The sequence below is a fragment of the Brachyspira murdochii DSM 12563 genome, assembly GCF_000092845.1.
Classification (GTDB): Bacteria; Spirochaetota; Brachyspiria; order Brachyspirales; family Brachyspiraceae; genus Brachyspira; species Brachyspira murdochii.
This window is the reverse complement of record NC_014150.1, coordinates 1,088,809-1,108,967: the sequence shown is the minus strand read 5'-3', so window position 1 is coordinate 1,108,967 and position 20,159 is coordinate 1,088,809. Positions and strand designations below refer to the sequence as shown.

The window sequence follows — 20,159 nt, the reverse complement described above, 5'->3', positions numbered from 1 at the left end:
TAATTTAATTAACTAATAACTTTATAAAAAAATTATTAGCTAATTAAAACTTAATAAAAATTAATCTTTATACCAAGAAGGCGTATTATTTTCCATTGCTGAGTTATCAAACATATCTCTCATACGATTAGGCTCTGCTTTTGATACATTCCAAGATTCTAAATTCTGATTAAAACTTTCAGCTTCATAAAATACAGAATTCATATATTCCACATTAGAAATGTCCCAATTATCCAAAGGCTGATTAAATGATGAAGCATAACGAAACATTGTACTAATACTTATAACATTAGAAACATTCCAATTATTAAGAGGCTGATTAAAACTTTTAGCATTATCAAACATTGATGACATATCTTTTACATTACTTACATTCCATTTGTCTAAAGGCTGATTGAAACTAGAAAATTTAAACATAGCTTCCATATTAATAACATTAGACACATTCCAATCATTCAATGCCTGATTAAAACTTTTAGTAAAACAAAACATTGATGACATATCTTTTACATTACTTACATTCCATTTATCCAAAGTACTATTAAAAAGCTTAGCACCTTCAAACATACTAGACATATTTTCAACATTAGATACGTCCCAATCATTAATATTTTGATTAAATCTTTCAGCATAATAAAACATATATGACATATCTTTTACATTACTTACATTCCACTTGTCTAAAGGCTGATCAAAACTCTCACAATTAGCAAACATATTTTTCATATTAACAACTTTAGAAACATTCCAATCATTAATAGGATAATTAAACTTTTTACATTTTTTAAACATAAAACTCATATTCTCAACTTTAGAAATGTCCCAGCTTTCAATATTATGATTAAAAGCTAATGCTCCTTCAAACATACTTTCCATATTTACTACATTAGATACGTTCCAAGTTTCTATACCGTCAAACTTTTTTAATTTAGAATCTTTAAAAAGATTGCTCATATCTGTTATTAAAGAAGTGTCTATTTTATCAAGTTTTGTTTTCTCTGCTATTAGTTTTATTAATTCATTTTTGTTTTTTGGCTGATGCATTTGTGATTGCTTACTATCTTTTTTTGTTTCTGATTTATTTTCTGACTTTTCTAATTCTTTATACTCTTTTATAATATCTTCTTTACTATCAATAAGCTCTTTTAATTCTTCATAATGCGTATTTTCTATTTTTTTTAAAACTTCAGTTACCGCCTTTTTATTGTATTTTAATCCAAGTTTATAAACTTCTTTTATATCAAATTTATTTATAATTTCTTCAAAGTTTTTTATAGCCGATTTTGAGCTTTGAAAAGAATATATTTTTATTATTAACTCTAATGACACATCATTAAAAATACTGTCAAATTCTTTAACTTTCTTGAAACTCCAATTTTTTATATTATCAGGATTAAAAGATGAAGCATTAAAAAAAGCATTATTCATATATTCTACTTTCTCTGTTTTCCAGCTGTTTAAATCCTGATTAAATGAAGAAGCATCACAAAATATATCTGCAAGCCCTGTTAGATTAGAAGTGTCCCATTTATCTAAAGGCTGATTAAAATTAGTACAACCTTTAAACATAGCATACATACTAGTAACATTAGATACGTCCCAACTATTTAAAGGCTGATTAAAATTCTCACAACCTGCAAACATATGACCCATACCATCAACATTAGAAGTATTCCACTTATCTAAAGGCTGATTGAAATTCTTAGCTCCTTCAAACATAGAAATCATACAGTCAACATTATATACATACCAGTTATTTATATCTTGATTAAAACTTTTAGCATCTTTAAACATCTCCATAATATGTTTTAAATTAGAAGTATTCCATTTGTCTAATGGCTGATTAAAACTTTCAGCATTTTTAAACATACCAGACATATTTTCAACATTAGATACGTTCCAACTATTCAAAGGCTGATTAAAATTCTCACAACCTGCAAACATAGAATCCATACTTTTAACATTAGATACATTCCAATTATTTAAAGGCTGATTAAATTTTAAAGCATTTTCAAACATAGACCACATACTTTCAACATTAGATACATCCCAATTACTTATATCCTGATTAAAACTTTTAGCATCGTTAAACATACTAATCATATTTTTAACATTAGAAGTGTCCCAAGTTTCTATACCTGAAAAATCTTCTCTTTCAGTACTTCTAAATAATTGGCTCATATCGGTTATTAAACTTGTATCAATGTTTCCAAGATTAATACTTTTATCTTCCACTAATTTTTTTAATTCTTCTTTAGTTTTTGGCTTAAATTGTTTTTCTGACATAATAACCTCCTAGTTTACAATCAATTTAAATAAAATATTTATTAATGTGAAAAATAAAATTTTTAATAAAAAAATATTGTTCTCTTAAAAAAACAGTGTAATTATATACTATAAAAAAATAAATATAAATAGATACATTATTCTTTATGTTTGATTATTCTAAAAATTGTTTGTATATTATTTTATTAAATTTATATGCTATAAATTTATAATTTTATCTATTAAAAAAATATTGAAGTATAAAAATGTATATAAGATTTTTACATTCTATTTATTTTTTATTAATTCTTCTAATTCATCATAATAAACATTTTCAAGCTTTTTTATAAACTCTTTATTTTTCTTGTAATTAATTTTATCATTATTTAACTCTGTATAAACTTCTTTTATATCAAGGCATTCAAGCATAATTTGAAGCTTCTTTCTATATTTTCTATCTTTGCATGCATTGTAAAACATTAAAATAGTTTTTACATGTTTAAAAGAATCATCAAATATTTCTTCAAACTCTTTTAATTTTTCTATATTCCAAGAAGTTAAATCCTTATCAAAATATAAAGCGTTATTAAACATACATTTCATATCGGTAACATTTGATACATTCCAAGTTTCAATACCATCAAAATTCTTTCTTTTGCTGTCTTGAAACAAGTATGACATGTCAATCATATTACTTGTGTCTATATCAGATAGATTTATATTTTCATCTTTTAGTAAATCAAGTAAAGCATATTTGTATTTTACAATATATTTTTTATTCATTTTATAGTTTTCTTTAGTTTTAATTTTTATACTCTGATATTTGGTATATCAAATACTTTTCCGTTTTCAAAGTTTTTCACTTTCTCTTTTTCCGTAACAGTAATAAATACCTGTCCTAATGTTTTTATATATTCTAGTATATTATCTCGTCTCGTATTATCGAGTTCAAGCATAGCATCATCAATAAGAAGAATAGGGGATTTTCTCCTGTATTCTGACAATATTTTCTCGCTTGCCAATTTCATTATAAGAGTAAACATTCTTTTCTCGCCTTGAGATGAGAATTTTTTTGAAAGAGATTCTTTATAAAAAAATTGATACTCTGCTCTGTGTATTCCAAAATATGTTGTACGCATTCTTATTTGCTCGTTTAAAGTGCTTTCTAGTTTTTTTACGTATTCATTTTCATTGAATATGTCTTCTATGGTGGACTGATACTTTATTGCATAAGGGTTTTCATCATTGAAAATATTTTTATATATTTCATTCATTTTATCTTCTAAAATAGAAGAATATTTTTTATTTTCACCAGCTATATAAATAGAGAGTTTTGCTATATCACTATTATAAATATATGCTTCATTAGGCTTTGTGCTTAAACAAACATTTCTCATTTTTAAGAGTTTATTATATTTTATTAGTGCTGTTAAATATTCTAATGATATTGTAGATATAAGCATATTAAAATAATCTCGTCTTAATTTAGGCTCTGCTATTACTAAGTCTGTATCATTAGGCAGAAATATAACATAAAGTATCCTTCCTATTAAATCTTTTCTTGATGATACTTCTTTTTTATCAATGAATACCTTTTTTACTTTTTTTTGATATGCTATTTCTATATTAGTATCATAATTTAATTCATCTTCTCTGAAAACACCCCGTAAAAAGTAGTTATCATTTCCATTTTTTACAAGTTCTCTGTCAAGTCTTGTTCTAAATGACACGCCGTTTCCAAGCATATATACTGCCTCAAGTATATTTGTTTTGCCGCATCCGTTATGACCGTAAAGCACATTAATTTTATCAGAAAATTCAAATACATTTTCATTATAATTTCTAAAAGAACGAATTGTAAGTTCTTTGAGTATCATTTTTATTTAAGCCTTTTGTTTTATTAGTGATAAGTATTATATATTAAAAGTTTTAAAAATAGTAGTGTTTTTATTATAATGAAAAGCTATTATTAGAAACATTTTTTTATTTGTATATTTTTATACCCATTATATTTTAATATGCCTTCATCTTGAGTTAATAAAATTAAATTATTTATTTTTGCAGTAGCTAATATAATTGCATCAGGAAGTTTTATAGAAATTTCTCTTTTTATTAAAATAGTTTCATTTTTAATATAATTATCTAAATTTATAATATCAATACTTTTAAGAAAATCTTTTATTATATTTTATTCTTTCGATGTTATTTTTGTATAACATAGTAATTCTATTTCCGATATTATAGATGTATACACATTGTATTCACTATCTAATAAAAATTTACCGCTTAGAAAATATATAATTGCATTTGTATCAAGTAATATATTATTTCCATTCATTTCTTATTTCTTTTTGGAATTCTAATGGATCTTTTTCTAATATTTTTAAACTTCCGCTAAATTTATTCAAATCATTTTTTCCATACTTTTTTTGTTTATTGAGCAGTAAATCATAAAAATCTATTATCTGTTTTTTTGATTCATTATCCAATACAGATAAATCCAAAATTTCCATAATAACTTCCTATTAAAATGAATTACTCTTCTCCTATACTCATAGGCATGATGATGTAATAATAATCCTCTCTTTCTATCTCTTTTACCATAGTAGGGCTTGAATCTTTATTAACCATAAAAGTAACTATTTCAGAATCAATTTGTTTTATAACATCTTGAATGTATGTGTAATTATAAGCAACAGAATGCTCTTCGCCTGAATATTTTATATCAATCTCTTCTAAAGATTCTCCCATCTCTTGGTTAATACCTTTTACTTTAAGAGATTCTTCAGAAACAGTTAATATCATTCTTTTTGAACGTACATCATTAATCATAGGTACAATTCTTCTTATGGCATCAAGTAAATCATTTTTATTAACCCTAAAACTATATGCAAACTCTTTTGGAATTACCTGTCTGAAATTAGGGTATTTTCCTTCTATAAGGCTTGATACAAAATCATATTTTCCTATTTGGAAATAAACCTGCTGTCCATCAACTCCCATTTTTACCTGTTCTACTTCATCATAATTTGCAGTAACAAGTATTTCATTTAATACTTTAGGCTCTATTATTATAGAGAAAGATCCGTTTTCAACGCCTTCAAATTCTCTTTCTATAACAGCCATTCTTCTGCCGTCAGTAGCAACAGCAAGAAACTTTGAATCAGTTTTTTCAAAGCATATACCTCTTAAAGCAGGTTTAAATGGTTCTTTAGCTATAGAAGAAATAGTTTTATTAATCATAGTAACTAATTCTTTAGTAGGAAGCATTATATAGCTTATATCACCATTACTTTCGGGATATGCTGGGAAATCATCAGTTTTCATTCCTATGATTAAGTGTTTAGTTTTTCCATTTTCAGATTCTATATTAATTTTTTCATTTTCTTCAACATTAATAGTAATAAGCCCATCTGGCATCTCTTTCAATATAGAGCTTATTTTTTTAGCATATACAGCAACAGCACCTTCACCCTCACAGTCGTCAAGTATTATTCTGCTTCTAGCCCAAACAGAGCCGTCAGTAGCAGTTAATGTAAGCATATTTCCAGCAAGATGAAAAAGTACATTGCTTTCTATATTATAAATTACTTTGCCTTCAACAACATTTTCTGTAACTCCGATAGATTTAACTATATCCTTTTTTAAACATCTAAATCTCATTGCTTCCTCTTTTATTTATTTTAATTTTATTAAATTCTAAAAAACTTATAACATTTGTATTTTAATTTTAACATTAAAAACTATTTTTTACAATATGTTTTAATTTATAAACTTATTATTTAGTACAATGAAGATAAGTAGTTATATATTTCTTCATAACCCTCATATTGTGCTATATCTATAGGAGTAAGCGAATAATCGTCTTTTATATAGTCTTTAGCACCAAGTTCTATTAAAGTAACTACAGCATCGTATTTATTATAATAAACAGCCCAGTGCAAAGCAGTTCTCCCATTATTATCAGTTTCGTCTAATAGGCAGCCATATTTTGATATGTCTTTTATTATTTCTATATTTCCATTAAATACGGCATACATTAAAAGTGTTTTACTCTCGCTGTCTCTGATTTTATAGTCTATATTTTTTCTGTTGTCTCTTATAAGTCTTTTTATGTCATTAATACTTAGATTATTATTTTCATTGAGAAGTGCTTTCATTACTATTGTAAGACCTGAAGAGTCTATTTCATTGATATTTTTAACTATATTTTTATTGTTTTTTTTATTATATTGTATATAGAAAGTAGTCATTAATAAAATAAATATTATAAATATAATAATAAAAATATTATTAATACCATTTTCTTTTGTGGATATTTTTTTAGTGTTTTTATTCTTCTTTTTTTTATTAGTTTTTTTCATAAATAGACCTTTGTTTAAAAAACAGTGATATTTATATACTTGTAATATATTAAAATATATTTAATTGTATGTAATAATATAAAATTCACTTGAAAAAATTAATATTTATTCTATACTTATGATAGTAGTATTATAAATAGTAATGATTAAAGGAGAATAAACATGGAACTTTTAGCACATATTCTAGCAACAGAAACAGATGAAGAGTTTATTAAGAAGCTTTTAGGGGAACTTTTTACTAAGGACGAGCAGGATATGATACAGCAAAGGCTTAGGATAGTCACCTTATTAAGGAAAAAAATGCCTCAATATGAAATAGCAAAACATCTTAATGCCAGCCTTTGTTCGATAACAAGAGGAGCAAAAGAATTAAAAAAAGAAGACAGTGCCTTAGCAGTAATAGTTGATAAATATCTTATAAATGACAAAAACTTTCAGGAATCTTTAATAAAATCACAGCAGTAATATACTAATCTCATCAGCATAATTAAAATAAGAATTTTTTATAGATAAGTATTTAGGGGATATATTAAAATATTCTCTGTGGCTGTTTATCGTTTTTTTATGATTTAAATAAAAATCTTCATTGAAAATGCAATTATATTTGTTTATATCTATTCCTTTTACTGTTCTAAGTGAAAGGAATATAAACTCTTTTTTTCTAGTATCTTTATCTAAATATTCACTTTCTTTTTCAGCAATCTTATTTTTAGATATAGAATTAAAATAATCATTAATCATTTTCACATTTGTATATCTTACATTATTATAGCAGCCTGAGGCAGATACTCCTATACCTATATAATCTTTCATAAGCCAGTAATTGCTGTTATGAATAGAATTATAATCAGGAAGCGAATAATTTGAAATTTCATATCTTTTTAATCCCAAGCCTTCTAATGTATCAGAAGCTAATTTATAATAAATAATTGATTCTTCCTCACTTGGAAGTAATTTCTCCCATTTCTTTTTAAGTGATTCTGTGAGTTCTAAATAATAAAGAGAAGTATGCTTTATTTTAGGAAGAAGGTCAAATGAAAATAATATATCATCTTTTATCTGTGTTTTTGAGTTTAAAGGAAGACCGCATATAAAATCGATAGATATATTTTCTAGAGATGATTTATTTATTAATTTAAGTGCATTTATAATATCTTTTTTTTCTGTGTGTCTGTTTATAATAGATAAACTTTTTTCATTGAATGTCTGTATGCCTAGTGAAAGTCTTATATTTTCTATATTTTCCAAAAAATTAATATAATTATCATTTATATTATTTATATTAGATTCTATTGTTATTTCTTTTATTAAATATTTATTTTCATTATGTGTATAAACAATATCTTTTATATTATCTAATAGATATTTTAATAAATCATGACCTAATACAGAAGGAGTTCCTCCTCCTAAATATATAGTTTCTATTTTTTGTTTATAATCTTTTATTCTAATTTTTAGTTCTTCTATTAACAAGCGAGTATATTTTTTGTATATATCAATGTTATTCATATTAACAATAGAATAAAAATTGCAGTAACTGCATTTATATGTACAAAAAGGTATATGTATATAAAGCCCAGACATATTTTATTAGAAATCTTGTTTTTTTAAATAGTTGTATATTTTTATTATAATATTTGCTATTTCTTCAGGTTTATCATCTTTATTTATATAAAAATAATAAACATACAAATAATCTAATGGGTCTGGATCATTTTTTCCTTCAAATAATTCAAAAGGGGAAAATATGTTTTTTATTTCATCTTTGACTTCTTTTTGATTTAGTTTATCTATTATATCATTGCTGTTTGAAAATATGCTCACATGGCAGTAATGTATATTAATGAATAATTTTATTAAAAGCTGTTTATTCAAATAAATAATTATAGGAGTTGAGGCTGCCGTATTACTGTTTTTAATGTTTTCTTTGAATATTTTTTCATCTAAATATCTGCAGTTATCATTGCTAAGTCCATGGCTTTTTAAATATTTTATAATATTTTTAATAATTTCTATTTGATTTTTTATAGGATTTATCTCTATTTTTTGGGATTTTATTATGCTGCTTGCCTCTAAAAATAGTTTTGAACATTCTTCTATATCTTTCATTGTGTTTAATGATTTATAAACTTCATTATTGTTTAAGAACTCTTCTATTATACTTTTTTCCATATTATATTCCTCTTTTTTACTGCTTATATTTATTTCATTATTTCTAATTTGAATTAATGCTGAATAAATTGATGAATATTTATCATCTTTTAAGAATCCATATTTATTGATGATATTATTATCAATAAAGTAGGCAATATCACTATTTGATAAGCAGCATACATTATTATAATTTTTTAATTTATTGTCCAATATGTTTGATTCATAATCATTCTTACTTAATATAACAATAAATAAATTATCATTTGAATAATTTTTTAATTGTTTTTTTAAGTCAAAAATATTTATTTTGCTTTCTATAATGATTTTAAAATCATTATTATATATACTCATCTCAATTTTTATATTATCTTCAATAATGTCCGCTTCAATATTTATATCTTTATCAGTATTGATATTATTAAAGTTAAGCATATCTTTTATAATATAATCAGCAAAATCTCTTGCAAAGTTAATTTCTTTGTTGCTATTATCAATTACAAAATTTACTTTCAAAATATCATATAATAATTTATTTCTTAATATTTCAGGATACATAGAGTATTCTATAATATTTATTTTAGGTATTAATTTTTTTCTTTCTTTTTTTATTTTTTCTATTATTTGATTTTTTTCTTTTATAAAGATATCAAGTATATTTAATAGTTCTTTATCTTGCAAAATAACCTCCGTTTATAAAAATATACTTAAAATTTTATTATTTTTCTAATAAATAGGTGTTAAGTATAATAATTATCTGAAATTGCTCAAGAAATATTAATTAAATTTACTGATTTTTATAATAAATTCTATTTTAAGAAATCTTTTAATGAACTGTATTTCTGAGAATGCATTTTTCTTAATGCTTTTTTTTCTATTTGTCTTATACGTTCTTTAGTAAAGGAAAACATCTCTCCAACTTCTTTAAGCGTTTTTCTCTCTTGGTCTATACCATATCTTGCATTGATTATCTGTTTTTCTATATCCGACAAACTTTCAATAGCAGTTTTTAATTCTTCCATAAGCTCTTTATTTATAGCAGTCTCTTCAACATTTTTTGAAGTTTTATCCTCTATAGTGTCTATAAGCCTATCCTTCATTCCATCATAATTATATTCTCCTTCAAGAGATATATGCTCTGTACTCATAGACATAATATGCAGTATATCGTTAGGGTCTTTATTTAATATAGCAGCAAGCTCATTAACATCAGGAGTATATCCGCTTTTATAGTAATATTGATGTACTGTACGTTCCAAATCAACCAAATCCATAGCTTTATTGAGAGGAAGCCTTATCAGTCTTGATTTTTCATTGATAGCTCTTAATATACTCTGCCTTATCCAATACACAGCATATGATATAAAGTGATATCCTTTATCAGGGTCAAATCTATCAGCTGCTATTATAAGCCCCATATTGCCTTCACTTATAAGATCTTCGAGCAGAAGTCCGCTGTTTTTATACTGTTTTGCAATAGTTATAACAAATCTTAAATTGCTTCTAATAAGTTTAGACCTTGCCTCTGCATCGCCTTCTTTTAGCCTTTTTGTAAGTTCTATTTCCTCTTCGCGGGTTAATAGCTTTTCCTTTTTAGCATCAGCAAAATATAGAGATATATTATTTTGTTCTTCTGTTGTATTCGTTTTTAGTCTGCTATCTGCCATATGTTATAACTCTTAAACAAAAATTTTGGTATGATATTTTAACATTTTTGATTATTAAATCAATATGCTTAATTTTATAAATATCTATTTGCCAAATCATGCACAACAGAATGGTTAAAAGAATGTGAGGATTTATTTGCAGTTATTTTAGCTTTTATTGGTCTTGATAAAATATATAAATCTCCAATTATATCCAAAATTTTATGCCTTACAAACTCATTATCAAAATGAAGTTTTGTATTTATAACCTTACCGTCGCATAATAATATATGGCTTCCTATCATACCGCTTCCAGCCATACCCATTTTCTGAGCATAGTCTATATTATCTATAGTATTAAATGATCTAGCTTTACCTATTTCTTCTGTAAACTGATCAAAGTTTTCAAATTTATAAGTGTATTTCTGAACGCCTATAGAACCCGCAAAATCTATACGCAAAGTTACTTCAAGTCCGTCATAAGGTGATAGTATAATGTAAGTTTCATCATCATTAACATTTCCGTAAGTTAAAGTACTATCTATAACTATAGGATCTGCATAATCATCTTGTTCAACAAAACCAGCCTCTTTTAAAGCATCGCAGAATACCAAAGCCGAACCATCTACATTAGGAACTTCTCCGTCGCATTTTACTATTAAATTGGTAATGCCCATCATATGAAGTGCTGCTAAAAAATGTTCTGTAGTTTTTATATATCTGTTTCCAGATACCAAAGCAGTGGAATTAACGGCTCCGGACTTATCTTTTGATAAAATATTTTCAGGGGATAATTTTATATGAGTATTTGTATTAATATCTATAAAAACTATTCCAGTATTAGCTTCTGCAGGTACAAGCGTTAATGCAGTTTTTCTTCCTTCCATTAGAGCAAAACCGCTCACAACTACACTTTTAGCTATTGTTCTTTGATGTATTTTATATTTGCATTCAGTTTTTTTATTTGTATGTTCATTATTTGTATTTTCTATTTCTATATTATTATTAACATGATCTTTAAAAACTTCATCGCAGCTTGAAAGTAATTTAGATATGCTTATAGGCTTTTCTAAAAAGTCATAAGCTCCCATTTTTGTAGCTCTTACGGCTGTTTCTACTCCGGCATGTCCGCTCATCATAATAACAACTGTAGAAGGATATTTTTCTTTTATATGTGATAAAATATCAAGCCCATCTACATTAGGAAGCCATACATCTAAAAATACCAAATTAATATTTTTACTTTCTAGTATTTTTTCAGCTTCGTTATTATTTTTTGCTATCTCTACATCATAGCCTTCATCTTCTAAAATAGTTTGACATGTTGTAAGTATGTCTTCTTCATCATCTATTATTAATATATTTTGTTTTGTTTTTATTGTCTGCATATTAAAAAATCTTCCATAATTGTGTTGCAAATTTTTATATTATAAATATATTATAATAATTATATAAAATCAATAGTAAGATTATCGTCAATTATATACAATTTTGTACAAATATTATTATCCTTATATTTATTATAACCTTATATTAAACAAATAGTTAATAAAATTATAAATTATCAGTTAAAAAATATTGTTTTTTTTATATATAAATATACAATATAGCAGTTAATATATTATTTTAAGGAATATTAAAGTGAAAGATTTACTTATTGAAATATTGGTTGAAGAAATACCTGCAGATTTTGCCTATCCTGCAAGTATCAGTTTTAAAAAGATTATGGAAGAAACATTGAAAAGTAATGGTGTAAACTTCAAATCTGTAACAGCTTATACAACTCCGAGAAGATTATCAATTCTTGCTGAAGATGTAGAAGAAAAATCTAAAGATGAAGTTGTAGAGTTTAGAGGGCCTTTATTTGAAAGTGCTTTAAAAGACGGGGTATTGACAAAAGCAGGAGAAGGTTTTTTAAAATCTCATAATATTGATGCAGGATTAATGAAAAATATAGATGAAAATGAAGCATTCAATAGACCATATATAAAAGAAGTAAACGGAAAAAAATATTTATTTGTAAAAGAAGAGAAAAAGGGTGTAGAAACTAAAAAACTATTTGAAGAAGTATTGGAAGATATAGTTTCTAAAATAGATTTTAAAAAGAAGATGAGATGGGCTGATAAAGATTTTGCTTTTGTACGTCCTATTAGAAATGTACTTGCTTTATTCGGAGATGAAATTATTAAAACTTCTGTTGCTGGAATAGAAACCAACAATAAAATAACAGGACATAGACTTCTTTCTCCAGAGTTTACTGAAATTCATAATCCTAAAGATTATGAGAAAGTATTGCTTGAAAAACATGTTGTTGTGTCAAGAGAAAAAAGACTTGAAAATATTATTAGTCAGTTAGAAAATATAGAAAAAGAGTTTGGATTTGAGGCAGTTTCTAAGAAAAAAGTATCAGAAATAGTTGTAGATTTGGTGGAAGAGCCGTACTTACTAACTGCTGAATTTGATTCTAAATTTTTGGAAGTTCCTAAAGAAGTATTAACAAGCGAAATGATAGAACATCAGAAATACTTCCCATTATGTAAAAAAGACGGATCTTTAACTAATGTATTTGTAATAACTGCAAATCAGCCTAAAACTCCTCAGATAATAGCTGGAAATATAAGAGTATTAACAGCAAGACTTTCAGACGGAAGATTCTTATACCAAGAAGATATAAGAAAAGGTATGGATGAGATGAATGAAAGACTTGAAATGCTAATGTTTAGAAAAGAGCTTGGAAGTGTTGCCGATAAAGTAAAAAGACTTGAGAAAAACTCTGAGCTTTTAATAAAACTTTTAGGATATGAAAAAGATAAGGATAATATACTTAAAGCTATTAAATATATGAAATCAGATTTAGTAAGCAATATGGTTTATAACTTCCCAGAACTTCAGGGTATAATGGGCGGATATTTTGCTAAAGCTATGAATCTTAATGATGATATTGCATTAGCTATTAATGAACAGTACAGACCTTTATTTGCTGCTGATGAAATACCTTCTAATGATACTGGTAAAGCTATAGCAATACTTGATAAAATGGATAATATAGCGGCAGGATTCTATGTAGGTGATATACCAACTGGTTCTCAGGACCCTAATGCTTTAAGAAGACAGGCTCTTGGTATTATAAATATACTTATAAAATCTAAAAAGCATGTTAATCTTAAAAAATTAATAGAAGATGCAATTAATTCTATGCCTAAAGATGCAAGAAATAATAAAAGCGAAGATTTAATAAAAGATATATTTGAGTTCTTTAAATCACGTTTTGAAAATGATATTGATTTTGCTAAAGACTCTGTTGCAGGAGTTCTCTCTACAGGTATAGACGATATGTATGATGCTTACTTAAAAATAGAAGCTATTGATGAGTTTAGAAAGAAAAATGAGGCTTTATTCTCTAATCTTTTAACAGTATTTAAAAGAATTAAAAATATGATTAAATCTGCTAAAGATGTTAATTTAGATGAAGCTTTATTAAAAGAAGAAGCAGAAAAATCATTATATAATACATATAAAGAAAAATTAAATGAAGTGAATAAACTTATGGAAAATAGAGAATATGAAAAAACTTTCTCTCTTCTTGCGAGTCTTTATGAACCTTTGGATAAATTCTTTAAAGATATAATGGTTAATGTGGAAGATGAAAAGATTAAAAATAACCGTATAGCTTTGCTTTCTTCAGTAGATAAAATTTTCAAAAACATGCTTGATTTCTCTAGTTTGGTAAAATAGTAATTAAAAAATAAATAATTATAAAAGCACTTTCGTTTATAAAAAAATGGAGGTGCTTTTTTGTTTAACTATGTAATTTATTAAATATAAAAAAAATTTACATTTCCTTATTGTAATATTTTGTATATATTTTATTATATGATAAATACAAAAAAGGAGTAAGAATGAACAAAATAATATTAATTGTACTTATTATATCTGTTTTGATATCTTCATGTACGAAAACAGATACATCATCAAATAATGATGCAGCAGGAACTATGGATATAGATTTTAAAGCTGTATTTGATGAAAATGCTAATGATGACAATAAATTAATGGAAAGCTCATATTTAAAAGTTACAGGTACTTATGGAAATATTGATGCTAAAGTAGATGCTGAAACAGGAGCTTCAACACCAAAAGGAGCTACAAAATCTTGGGACGCTTACAGATATCAGAATAATCAATTTGCTAATAATAAAATAGAAAGAGGATTCGGATTTTTTGTATTGTATGGAGTTGCCCCTGCTAAAACTTTCGGATTTGACGGAATGAACGGCAGCGGAATATCTCAAAAAACTTTAGACGGTACTAACGGACCTAAAGTTACAGGTACAGGGGTAACTAAAGATGAAGCAGGCATTATCACTATAAGATATGCTCATGCAGGAGGTCCTACAGTTTATCCTTGGGTATATGAGCTAAAGTCTGATACTAATGGAATATTCAAAATAGGTTATGGTTTAGATAATAATAAAATAAGTACTTCTCAAGTTTCTAACGATATAGATTTTAATAATATACAAATGGTTACTGATAAAGCCAAAGATGGTATTGCTTATTGGCAGGGAGATTTACAGGGTACTTTTGAAAATGGTGTTTTAACTTTAAAAGGTAATTTGAAAGAAGTAAAATAATTTTTATATTTTGAATTAATAAATAAAGGCTTTTAGAATATTTGAAGTTTCTAAAAGCCTATAATTTTTTTAAAATTATTTTTAAGGAGTATGAAATATATTTTTACAATTTTATTTGAAATTCTTTTCTATTAATTTTTCATAAGTTCCGTTTGTCATTATCTGAGCAAGTCCTTCATTAATTTTTTCTAAAAGTAAAGTATCCTCTTTTCTCACAGCAATGGCATAATCTTCTTCTATAGCATCGCTTTCTATTAATTTTATATCATCATTATATTTTGCAAAGTTTTTGCAAGGCTCTTTATCAAATACTACAGCAGATATTTTTTTTGATTTCAAAGCAAGTACGGCAGCAGCACCAGTATCAAATTTTTCAACATTAATATCTGTTCTTTCACTCATTACAGTATCTCCAGTAGTTCCTATAACAACACCTATATTTTTTCCTGCTAAATCATCAAATGTACTGATAGTATTATCATCTTTATGAACAAGCATTACCTGACTTGATACATAATAGGGCTCTGTAAAATTAACAAACTGTTTTCTCTCCTCAGTTACAGTCATACCAGCTACTATCGCATCTATTTTTTTAGCCTGTAAAGCAGGTAAAAGTCCGCTAAACTGCATATGAACAAACTCTCCATTAATTCCTGCTAATTTAAGAGCCTCGCTCATAATATCATAATCAAAACCAGCTATATTACCATTATCCAAATATCCGAAAGGAGGAAAATCTACATCTATACCTACATATATAGGATCTTTTATAGTTTCTTCTGCTGTATTTGAAGCATTTGATGATTTTGAATTGTTTGAGCATGATGATAATAATGCTGATGAAATAATCATAATAAATATTAATATTCTTTTCATTTTGAACCTTCTTTTATTTAATTTGTTAAATACTATTTATAGTATTTATTTGCAAAAATATTACTTCAATATAATCTAAAAGTCAAGGATATAATTTTATATTTTTAAAATTAAATATGTTTTATATTAAAAAATATAGTTATCATAATATTGATATAATGATTATTTAATATATAATAAAAATATGAAAGTTAACATATTTACAAATAATTTGAATACAAAAATATACGGACAAAATACAGTATTATTTGAATCATTAGAAAGTACAAACAAAAAAATGATTGAAGATTTAAATAATGGTGTAAAACTTGAAGAGGGAAGTGTATATATAGCATTGAAGCAGACAGCAGGAAAGGGCAGTTACGGGAATACTTGGCAGTCTGATAATGATTTAGGATTATGGTTTAGTATTTTGCTTTACAGCCCATTTAAAAAAGAGGCTTTGAGTTTTCTTCCGGGTATTGCATTGAGTAAATGCCTTAGAGAAAAATATAATATATTAGCTCATGTAAAGTGGCCTAATGATGTTTTGGTAAAAAACAGAAAGATATCTGGAACATTAATTCAAGTTACTTCTGTTAATGACAAAAATGCATGTGTTATAGGTACTGGTGTTAACTTATATCATCAAAAGAAAGATTTTACTTCAGATATACAGAATAAGGCAGCATCTCTTTATATGGAAACAGGCAGCAAGGTTAGATTAGAGATTTTTTATAAGGACTTAATTTATTATTTTGAGGAAGTTTATAACAGCGATAAAAGTTTGGCACAATATTTTAGAGAGTACAGTAATATGATAGGAAGAACTATCAAGGCAAAAAAAGACGGTAAAGACACTGAAGCTTTGGTAAAAGATATAACAGAAGAAGGCTATTTGGTAGTAGAGACTGATAACAAAACAGAAACTTGGATATCAAGAGCTTCTTTAGATATAGATACAAATTATTAAAAATAAACTTAAATGGAAGGTAATTATGAGAAAACCAATACCATATAAAAAACCAGAAGAAAAAAAGCCTATTAATAAAAAAAGAATTATAGTGCTTGTGATATTAGAATTAATAGTCATTATATTAGCCACTGTAACAACGGCTATTATATCATTATTATTTGGAGTTACACCGTATATAAGTGCAGCTATAAGCGGTATTATACTTATAGTGTTCAGCATATTTTTAGCGAGAGAATTTTTAATTAATAAAAAAGATTAGATTTATTTTAGTATTAATTATCAATTTTTTATATGTGATAAAAAACAGCCTATCAAATAAATGGGGTTTTACTTGATAGGCATTTTTAAGAAAACATATGATAAAAAATAAAAACAATCTAATATGTATAGTATACTATATATCGGTTTTGTCAATACAGAATTTAAAAATATTTTTAAATAAATGACTTAATTTACAACTTTTACGTGTAATATTTTACATATTATACAAAATTCTACATGTTATACAAATAATAGTTTATAGGCTTATTTCTTTTTGACGGCTTATCTTAAAAAATATAATAAGTGATATGATAGTAGTAAATGTAAGTATAGTAGAAAGTGCAGCGGCTGTTCCGTAGCTTGCTCTAATAACTTCCTGATAAATAGCTACAGACATTGTACGCGATTTTGTAGTATAAAGTATAATAGAAGAGCTTAATTCATTAATAACTGTAATCCAGCTAAGTACAGCCCCTGATAATACACCTGAAAGCATTAATTTTGATGTGATATTAAAAAATGTTTTTAATTGAGAGGCACCAAGACTTATGGAAGCCTCTTCAACATTTTTATTTATTTGATAGAGTATAGCTGAACTAGATCTTAATGTATATGGAAGTCTTCTTATTACTAATGATATTATAATAATGATGGAAGTTCCAGTTAATATTATAGGCGGTTTATTAAAGGCAAGTAAAAATGTTATTCCTAATATTGAACCCGGTATTACATATGGAAACATTGATACTATATCAATTATATTTGTTAGTACATTTTTTCTTCTTGATGTTATATAAGCTGTAAGCATTCCTATTATGATTATTAATATAATTGTTATTATGCCGTATATATATGTATTTTTTATAGATGATGCTAGTGAATGAAATATTGTTATATAGCTTTCAAGTGAGTATTCATTAGTAAATACTGATCTGTTGGTTTTAAGAAATGAAGTATATATAACTGTTATTTGAGGAAGTAAAGAAATAAATATTAAAACATATAAAAATAGATGAATTAATACTGATTTAATACCTTTTATATTTTTTGGCTTTATAGTATTTATAGAATTAGCTGCATAAGATTTTTTATTTACAATATATTTTTGTATAATAAACATTATTGTTGTAATAACTATCATTATAACAGACATAGAAGCAGAAAAATTAGCATTACTTCCAACCTCGCTTATAAACTCAGAATATATCATAGTAGGCATAGTTCTATAACCTTCTCCTATTAGCATAGGAGTACCGAAATCAGCTAATGCATTCATAAATATAATAAGACTTGCAGAAAGTATAGTAGGTTTTATTAAAGGTATAGTAACAGTAATATTTCTTATAAAGCTTGAAGCTCCTAAACTTTCTGAAGCTTCCAAAAGAGAATAATCTATTTTGTTTAGAGCTCCGCTTACATACATAAATATAAAAGGATATAATTTCAATGAAAAAACTAAAAGTATTCCTCCAAAGCCGTATATTGTAGGAATATTAATACCTATATATGAAAAAAATCTGGTTATAACTCCATTTCTTCCAAGCAGCAGTATCCATGAATAAGCACCTATAAAGGCAGGAGACATCATAGATATTATTATTAATATTTCTGCTGTTTTTTTACCTTTTATATTATATATCTTCATACAATATGCCAAAGGAGTGCCTATTAATACAGCAAGAATTGTTACAGAGATAGTTACTGTAAAACTGTTTATTAATGTGCTGTAGTAATATTTTTTTGTAAAGAATTTGATAAAATTACCAAATGTCCAAGCATCTGTTTTTATATCTTTAAAGCTGCTTAAAAAAAGTGAAAATAACGGATAAACTAAAAATAAAGCAAATATTAAAACAATTAAAAACGTAATATATGTCCAAAAGTCCATTTTTTTGAAAAAATATTTTATATTATTTTTCATAATTATAGTTCTAATTAGTATATTTTTAGTATTTGTGCATTTTTATTTTTTAAGCAGCTTTTTATATACAATATAGTTATGATCCTGTAACTATATTTTTAAACTTTTCAAGCCAAGCATCTTTATTTTTATCAACCATCTCTTCATCTTCTTTTATATCATTGATGTTTTCAAGAGGTATAAGTATTTCAGAGCCTTCCAAATTTTTTATTATTGCTCTTGTAAATAACTCATCATTAATGATTTTCTGGGCTTCATAGCTTGTTACATAGTCAACAAATTTTTTGGCATTTTCTAAATGTTTAGCATTTTTTATTATAGCCATAGAATGAGCTTTAGTAAGTACTCCCTCTTTCATATATACTACTTCTATAGGAGAGCCTGTATGTATATAGTTGGCAGCAGCACTTTCAAAAGTAAGCCCAACTGCATATTCACTATCAGCGACTCCTTTATATACTGCAGAGGAGCTGCTTAAAAGTTTGCCGTCCAAATTAGCATATAATTTCTCAACATAATCCCAGCCATTATCCGGATTACCTTCTCCCATAGCATAAAGCATATTAACTAATTGTTCAAAAGAAGATGATGACGTTGTAGGATCATTGAATGCTATTTGTCCTTTTAATGCAGGATTAAGTAAATCAGCATATCCTTCTATTTTTATATCTTTTATCAAATTTGTATTTATTATTAATACACTTGGGCTTAGCATAAAACCAGTGATATATTTTTCTTTGCTTCTGTAATCATCATATATATTATCAGCATTTGTTGAAACATATTCTTCAAAAAGACTGGAATTGTATTTAAGTATATTTTCATTTGCAGCAAAAAATATATCGCCTAAAGGATCATTTTTTTCTGCTTCTATTCTTTTTATTATTTCAGCAGTACCAGCTATAATAATTTCTACGTTTATATCAGGATTTTTTTGCTTAAAATCTTCTGCCAATCTGTCAATAAAAAATCTAGTTGCAGGAGTATAAATTACTAAACTGTTTTGATTATCTTCTTTTTTTGAACATGAAGATGCAAATATTATTATTGATATTAGAAATAATAAAATAACTTTTTTCATAAGAT

At 25.8% G+C, this 20,159-nt stretch carries 19 protein-coding genes; 5 read left to right on the top strand and 14 right to left on the bottom strand.

Annotated elements, in window-relative coordinates; all coding sequences use genetic code 11:
* Positions 1 to 60: 60 nt before the first annotated feature.
* The 7 genes from BMUR_RS04760 to BMUR_RS04730 all read right to left on the bottom strand — a co-directional run bounded on the left by BMUR_RS04760 (position 61) and on the right by BMUR_RS04730 (position 6,629).
* Complete coding sequence (locus tag BMUR_RS04760; RefSeq protein ID WP_013113464.1) at positions 61 to 2,286, bottom strand: BspA family leucine-rich repeat surface protein; 2,226 nt, start codon at positions 2,284 to 2,286, stop codon at positions 61 to 63.
* A gap of 267 nt (positions 2,287 to 2,553) precedes the next feature.
* Positions 2,554 to 3,048, bottom strand: coding sequence for a BspA family leucine-rich repeat surface protein (locus BMUR_RS04755; protein ID WP_013113463.1), 495 nt, complete (start codon positions 3,046 to 3,048; stop codon positions 2,554 to 2,556).
* A 26-nt stretch (positions 3,049 to 3,074) separates the two neighbouring features.
* Positions 3,075 to 4,142 carry a DNA replication/repair protein RecF gene (gene recF / locus BMUR_RS04750; protein WP_013113462.1) on the bottom strand — a complete coding sequence of 356 codons (1,068 nt, stop codon included), beginning with the start codon at positions 4,140 to 4,142 and terminating at the stop codon, positions 3,075 to 3,077.
* Between the two features lie 92 nt (positions 4,143 to 4,234).
* Positions 4,235 to 4,426, bottom strand: coding sequence for a PIN domain-containing protein (locus BMUR_RS14920; protein WP_280513018.1), 192 nt, complete (start codon positions 4,424 to 4,426; stop codon positions 4,235 to 4,237).
* 163 nt (positions 4,427 to 4,589) lie between these two features.
* Complete coding sequence (locus BMUR_RS04740; RefSeq protein ID WP_013113461.1) at positions 4,590 to 4,778, bottom strand: hypothetical protein; 189 nt, start codon at positions 4,776 to 4,778, stop codon at positions 4,590 to 4,592.
* 22 nt (positions 4,779 to 4,800) lie between these two features.
* Positions 4,801 to 5,928: a DNA polymerase III subunit beta gene (gene dnaN, locus BMUR_RS04735; protein ID WP_013113460.1), complete on the bottom strand. Its 1,128-nt coding sequence runs from the start codon at positions 5,926 to 5,928 to the stop codon at positions 4,801 to 4,803.
* A 119-nt stretch (positions 5,929 to 6,047) separates the two neighbouring features.
* The gene (locus BMUR_RS04730) at positions 6,048 to 6,629 is read right to left on the bottom strand and encodes an ankyrin repeat domain-containing protein (RefSeq protein WP_013113459.1); all 582 of its coding nucleotides are present in this window, start codon (positions 6,627 to 6,629) and stop codon (positions 6,048 to 6,050) included.
* A gap of 162 nt (positions 6,630 to 6,791) precedes the next feature.
* Between BMUR_RS04730 and BMUR_RS04725 the strand changes: the two genes are divergently transcribed.
* The gene (locus BMUR_RS04725) at positions 6,792 to 7,094 is read left to right on the top strand and encodes a Trp family transcriptional regulator (RefSeq protein WP_013113458.1); all 303 of its coding nucleotides are present in this window, start codon (positions 6,792 to 6,794) and stop codon (positions 7,092 to 7,094) included.
* On the opposite strand, the gene hemW is transcribed toward BMUR_RS04725, so the two are convergent.
* From hemW to lpxC, 4 genes are all read right to left on the bottom strand, one after another.
* Positions 7,083 to 8,213: a radical SAM family heme chaperone HemW gene (hemW, locus tag BMUR_RS04720; protein ID WP_013113457.1), complete on the bottom strand. Its 1,131-nt coding sequence runs from the start codon at positions 8,211 to 8,213 to the stop codon at positions 7,083 to 7,085. The genes BMUR_RS04725 and hemW overlap by 12 nt on opposite strands.
* A 6-nt stretch (positions 8,214 to 8,219) precedes the next feature.
* The gene (locus BMUR_RS04715; RefSeq protein ID WP_013113456.1) at positions 8,220 to 9,461 is read right to left on the bottom strand and encodes a hypothetical protein; all 1,242 of its coding nucleotides are present in this window, start codon (positions 9,459 to 9,461) and stop codon (positions 8,220 to 8,222) included.
* A 128-nt stretch (positions 9,462 to 9,589) separates the two neighbouring features.
* Positions 9,590 to 10,447 carry a sigma-70 family RNA polymerase sigma factor gene (locus BMUR_RS04710; RefSeq protein ID WP_013113455.1) on the bottom strand — a complete coding sequence of 286 codons (858 nt, stop codon included), beginning with the start codon at positions 10,445 to 10,447 and terminating at the stop codon, positions 9,590 to 9,592.
* Positions 10,448 to 10,521: 74 nt separating this feature from the next.
* Positions 10,522 to 11,814, bottom strand: coding sequence for a UDP-3-O-acyl-N-acetylglucosamine deacetylase (gene lpxC, locus BMUR_RS04705; protein WP_013113454.1), 1,293 nt, complete (start codon positions 11,812 to 11,814; stop codon positions 10,522 to 10,524).
* 253 nt (positions 11,815 to 12,067) lie between these two features.
* Between lpxC and glyS the strand changes: the two genes are divergently transcribed.
* Together glyS and BMUR_RS04695 are read left to right on the top strand one after the other, a co-directional pair.
* Entirely contained in the window at positions 12,068 to 14,161 is a 2,094-nt protein-coding gene (gene glyS / locus BMUR_RS04700) for a glycine--tRNA ligase subunit beta (protein WP_013113453.1), read from the top strand.
* Positions 14,162 to 14,325: 164 nt separating this feature from the next.
* Complete coding sequence (locus BMUR_RS04695) at positions 14,326 to 15,060, top strand: hypothetical protein (RefSeq protein ID WP_013113452.1); 735 nt, start codon at positions 14,326 to 14,328, stop codon at positions 15,058 to 15,060.
* 111 nt (positions 15,061 to 15,171) lie between these two features.
* Here BMUR_RS04695 and BMUR_RS04690 read toward each other — a convergent pair whose 3' ends face one another.
* Positions 15,172 to 15,936, bottom strand: coding sequence for a basic amino acid ABC transporter substrate-binding protein (locus BMUR_RS04690; RefSeq protein WP_013113451.1), 765 nt, complete (start codon positions 15,934 to 15,936; stop codon positions 15,172 to 15,174).
* A 184-nt stretch (positions 15,937 to 16,120) separates the two neighbouring features.
* On the opposite strand from BMUR_RS04690, the gene BMUR_RS04685 reads away from it, so the two are divergent.
* Positions 16,121 to 16,888: a biotin--[acetyl-CoA-carboxylase] ligase gene (locus BMUR_RS04685; RefSeq protein WP_013113450.1), complete on the top strand. Its 768-nt coding sequence runs from the start codon at positions 16,121 to 16,123 to the stop codon at positions 16,886 to 16,888.
* 25 nt (positions 16,889 to 16,913) lie between these two features.
* Positions 16,914 to 17,150 carry a hypothetical protein gene (locus BMUR_RS04680; protein WP_013113449.1) on the top strand — a complete coding sequence of 79 codons (237 nt, stop codon included), beginning with the start codon at positions 16,914 to 16,916 and terminating at the stop codon, positions 17,148 to 17,150.
* 258 nt (positions 17,151 to 17,408) lie between these two features.
* Here BMUR_RS04680 and BMUR_RS04675 read toward each other — a convergent pair whose 3' ends face one another.
* Positions 17,409 to 19,073, bottom strand: a complete 1,665-nt coding sequence (locus BMUR_RS04675; RefSeq protein WP_013113448.1) for an ABC transporter permease — start codon at positions 19,071 to 19,073, stop codon at positions 17,409 to 17,411.
* Positions 19,074 to 19,149: 76 nt separating this feature from the next.
* On the bottom strand, positions 19,150 to 20,154 hold the full coding sequence (locus BMUR_RS04670) for an ABC transporter substrate-binding protein (protein ID WP_013113447.1): 1,005 nt from the start codon (positions 20,152 to 20,154) through the stop codon (positions 19,150 to 19,152).
* Between the last annotated feature and the right edge of the window lie 5 nt (positions 20,155 to 20,159).

Bases quoted from the DNA above. Each gene is read 5' to 3' on its own strand.
- BMUR_RS04760 (WP_013113464.1), bottom strand. From the start codon at position 2,286: ATGTCAGAAAAACAATTTAAGCCAAAAACTAAAGAAGAATTAAAAAAA.
- BMUR_RS04755 (WP_013113463.1), bottom strand. From the start codon at position 3,048: ATGAATAAAAAATATATTGTAAAATACAAATATGCTTTACTTGATTTA.
- recF (WP_013113462.1), bottom strand. From the start codon at position 4,142: ATGATACTCAAAGAACTTACAATTCGTTCTTTTAGAAATTATAATGAA.
- BMUR_RS04740 (WP_013113461.1), bottom strand. From the start codon at position 4,778: ATGGAAATTTTGGATTTATCTGTATTGGATAATGAATCAAAAAAACAG.
- dnaN (WP_013113460.1), bottom strand. From the start codon at position 5,928: ATGAGATTTAGATGTTTAAAAAAGGATATAGTTAAATCTATCGGAGTT.
- BMUR_RS04730 (WP_013113459.1), bottom strand. From the start codon at position 6,629: ATGAAAAAAACTAATAAAAAAAAGAAGAATAAAAACACTAAAAAAATA.
- BMUR_RS04725 (WP_013113458.1), top strand. From the start codon at position 6,792: ATGGAACTTTTAGCACATATTCTAGCAACAGAAACAGATGAAGAGTTT.
- hemW (WP_013113457.1), bottom strand. From the start codon at position 8,213: ATGTCTGGGCTTTATATACATATACCTTTTTGTACATATAAATGCAGT.
- BMUR_RS04710 (WP_013113455.1), bottom strand. From the start codon at position 10,447: ATGGCAGATAGCAGACTAAAAACGAATACAACAGAAGAACAAAATAAT.
- lpxC (WP_013113454.1), bottom strand. From the start codon at position 11,814: ATGCAGACAATAAAAACAAAACAAAATATATTAATAATAGATGATGAA.
- BMUR_RS04695 (WP_013113452.1), top strand. From the start codon at position 14,326: ATGAACAAAATAATATTAATTGTACTTATTATATCTGTTTTGATATCT.
- BMUR_RS04690 (WP_013113451.1), bottom strand. From the start codon at position 15,936: ATGAAAAGAATATTAATATTTATTATGATTATTTCATCAGCATTATTA.
- BMUR_RS04685 (WP_013113450.1), top strand. From the start codon at position 16,121: ATGAAAGTTAACATATTTACAAATAATTTGAATACAAAAATATACGGA.
- BMUR_RS04680 (WP_013113449.1), top strand. From the start codon at position 16,914: ATGAGAAAACCAATACCATATAAAAAACCAGAAGAAAAAAAGCCTATT.
- BMUR_RS04675 (WP_013113448.1), bottom strand. From the start codon at position 19,073: ATGAAAAATAATATAAAATATTTTTTCAAAAAAATGGACTTTTGGACA.
- BMUR_RS04670 (WP_013113447.1), bottom strand. From the start codon at position 20,154: ATGAAAAAAGTTATTTTATTATTTCTAATATCAATAATAATATTTGCA.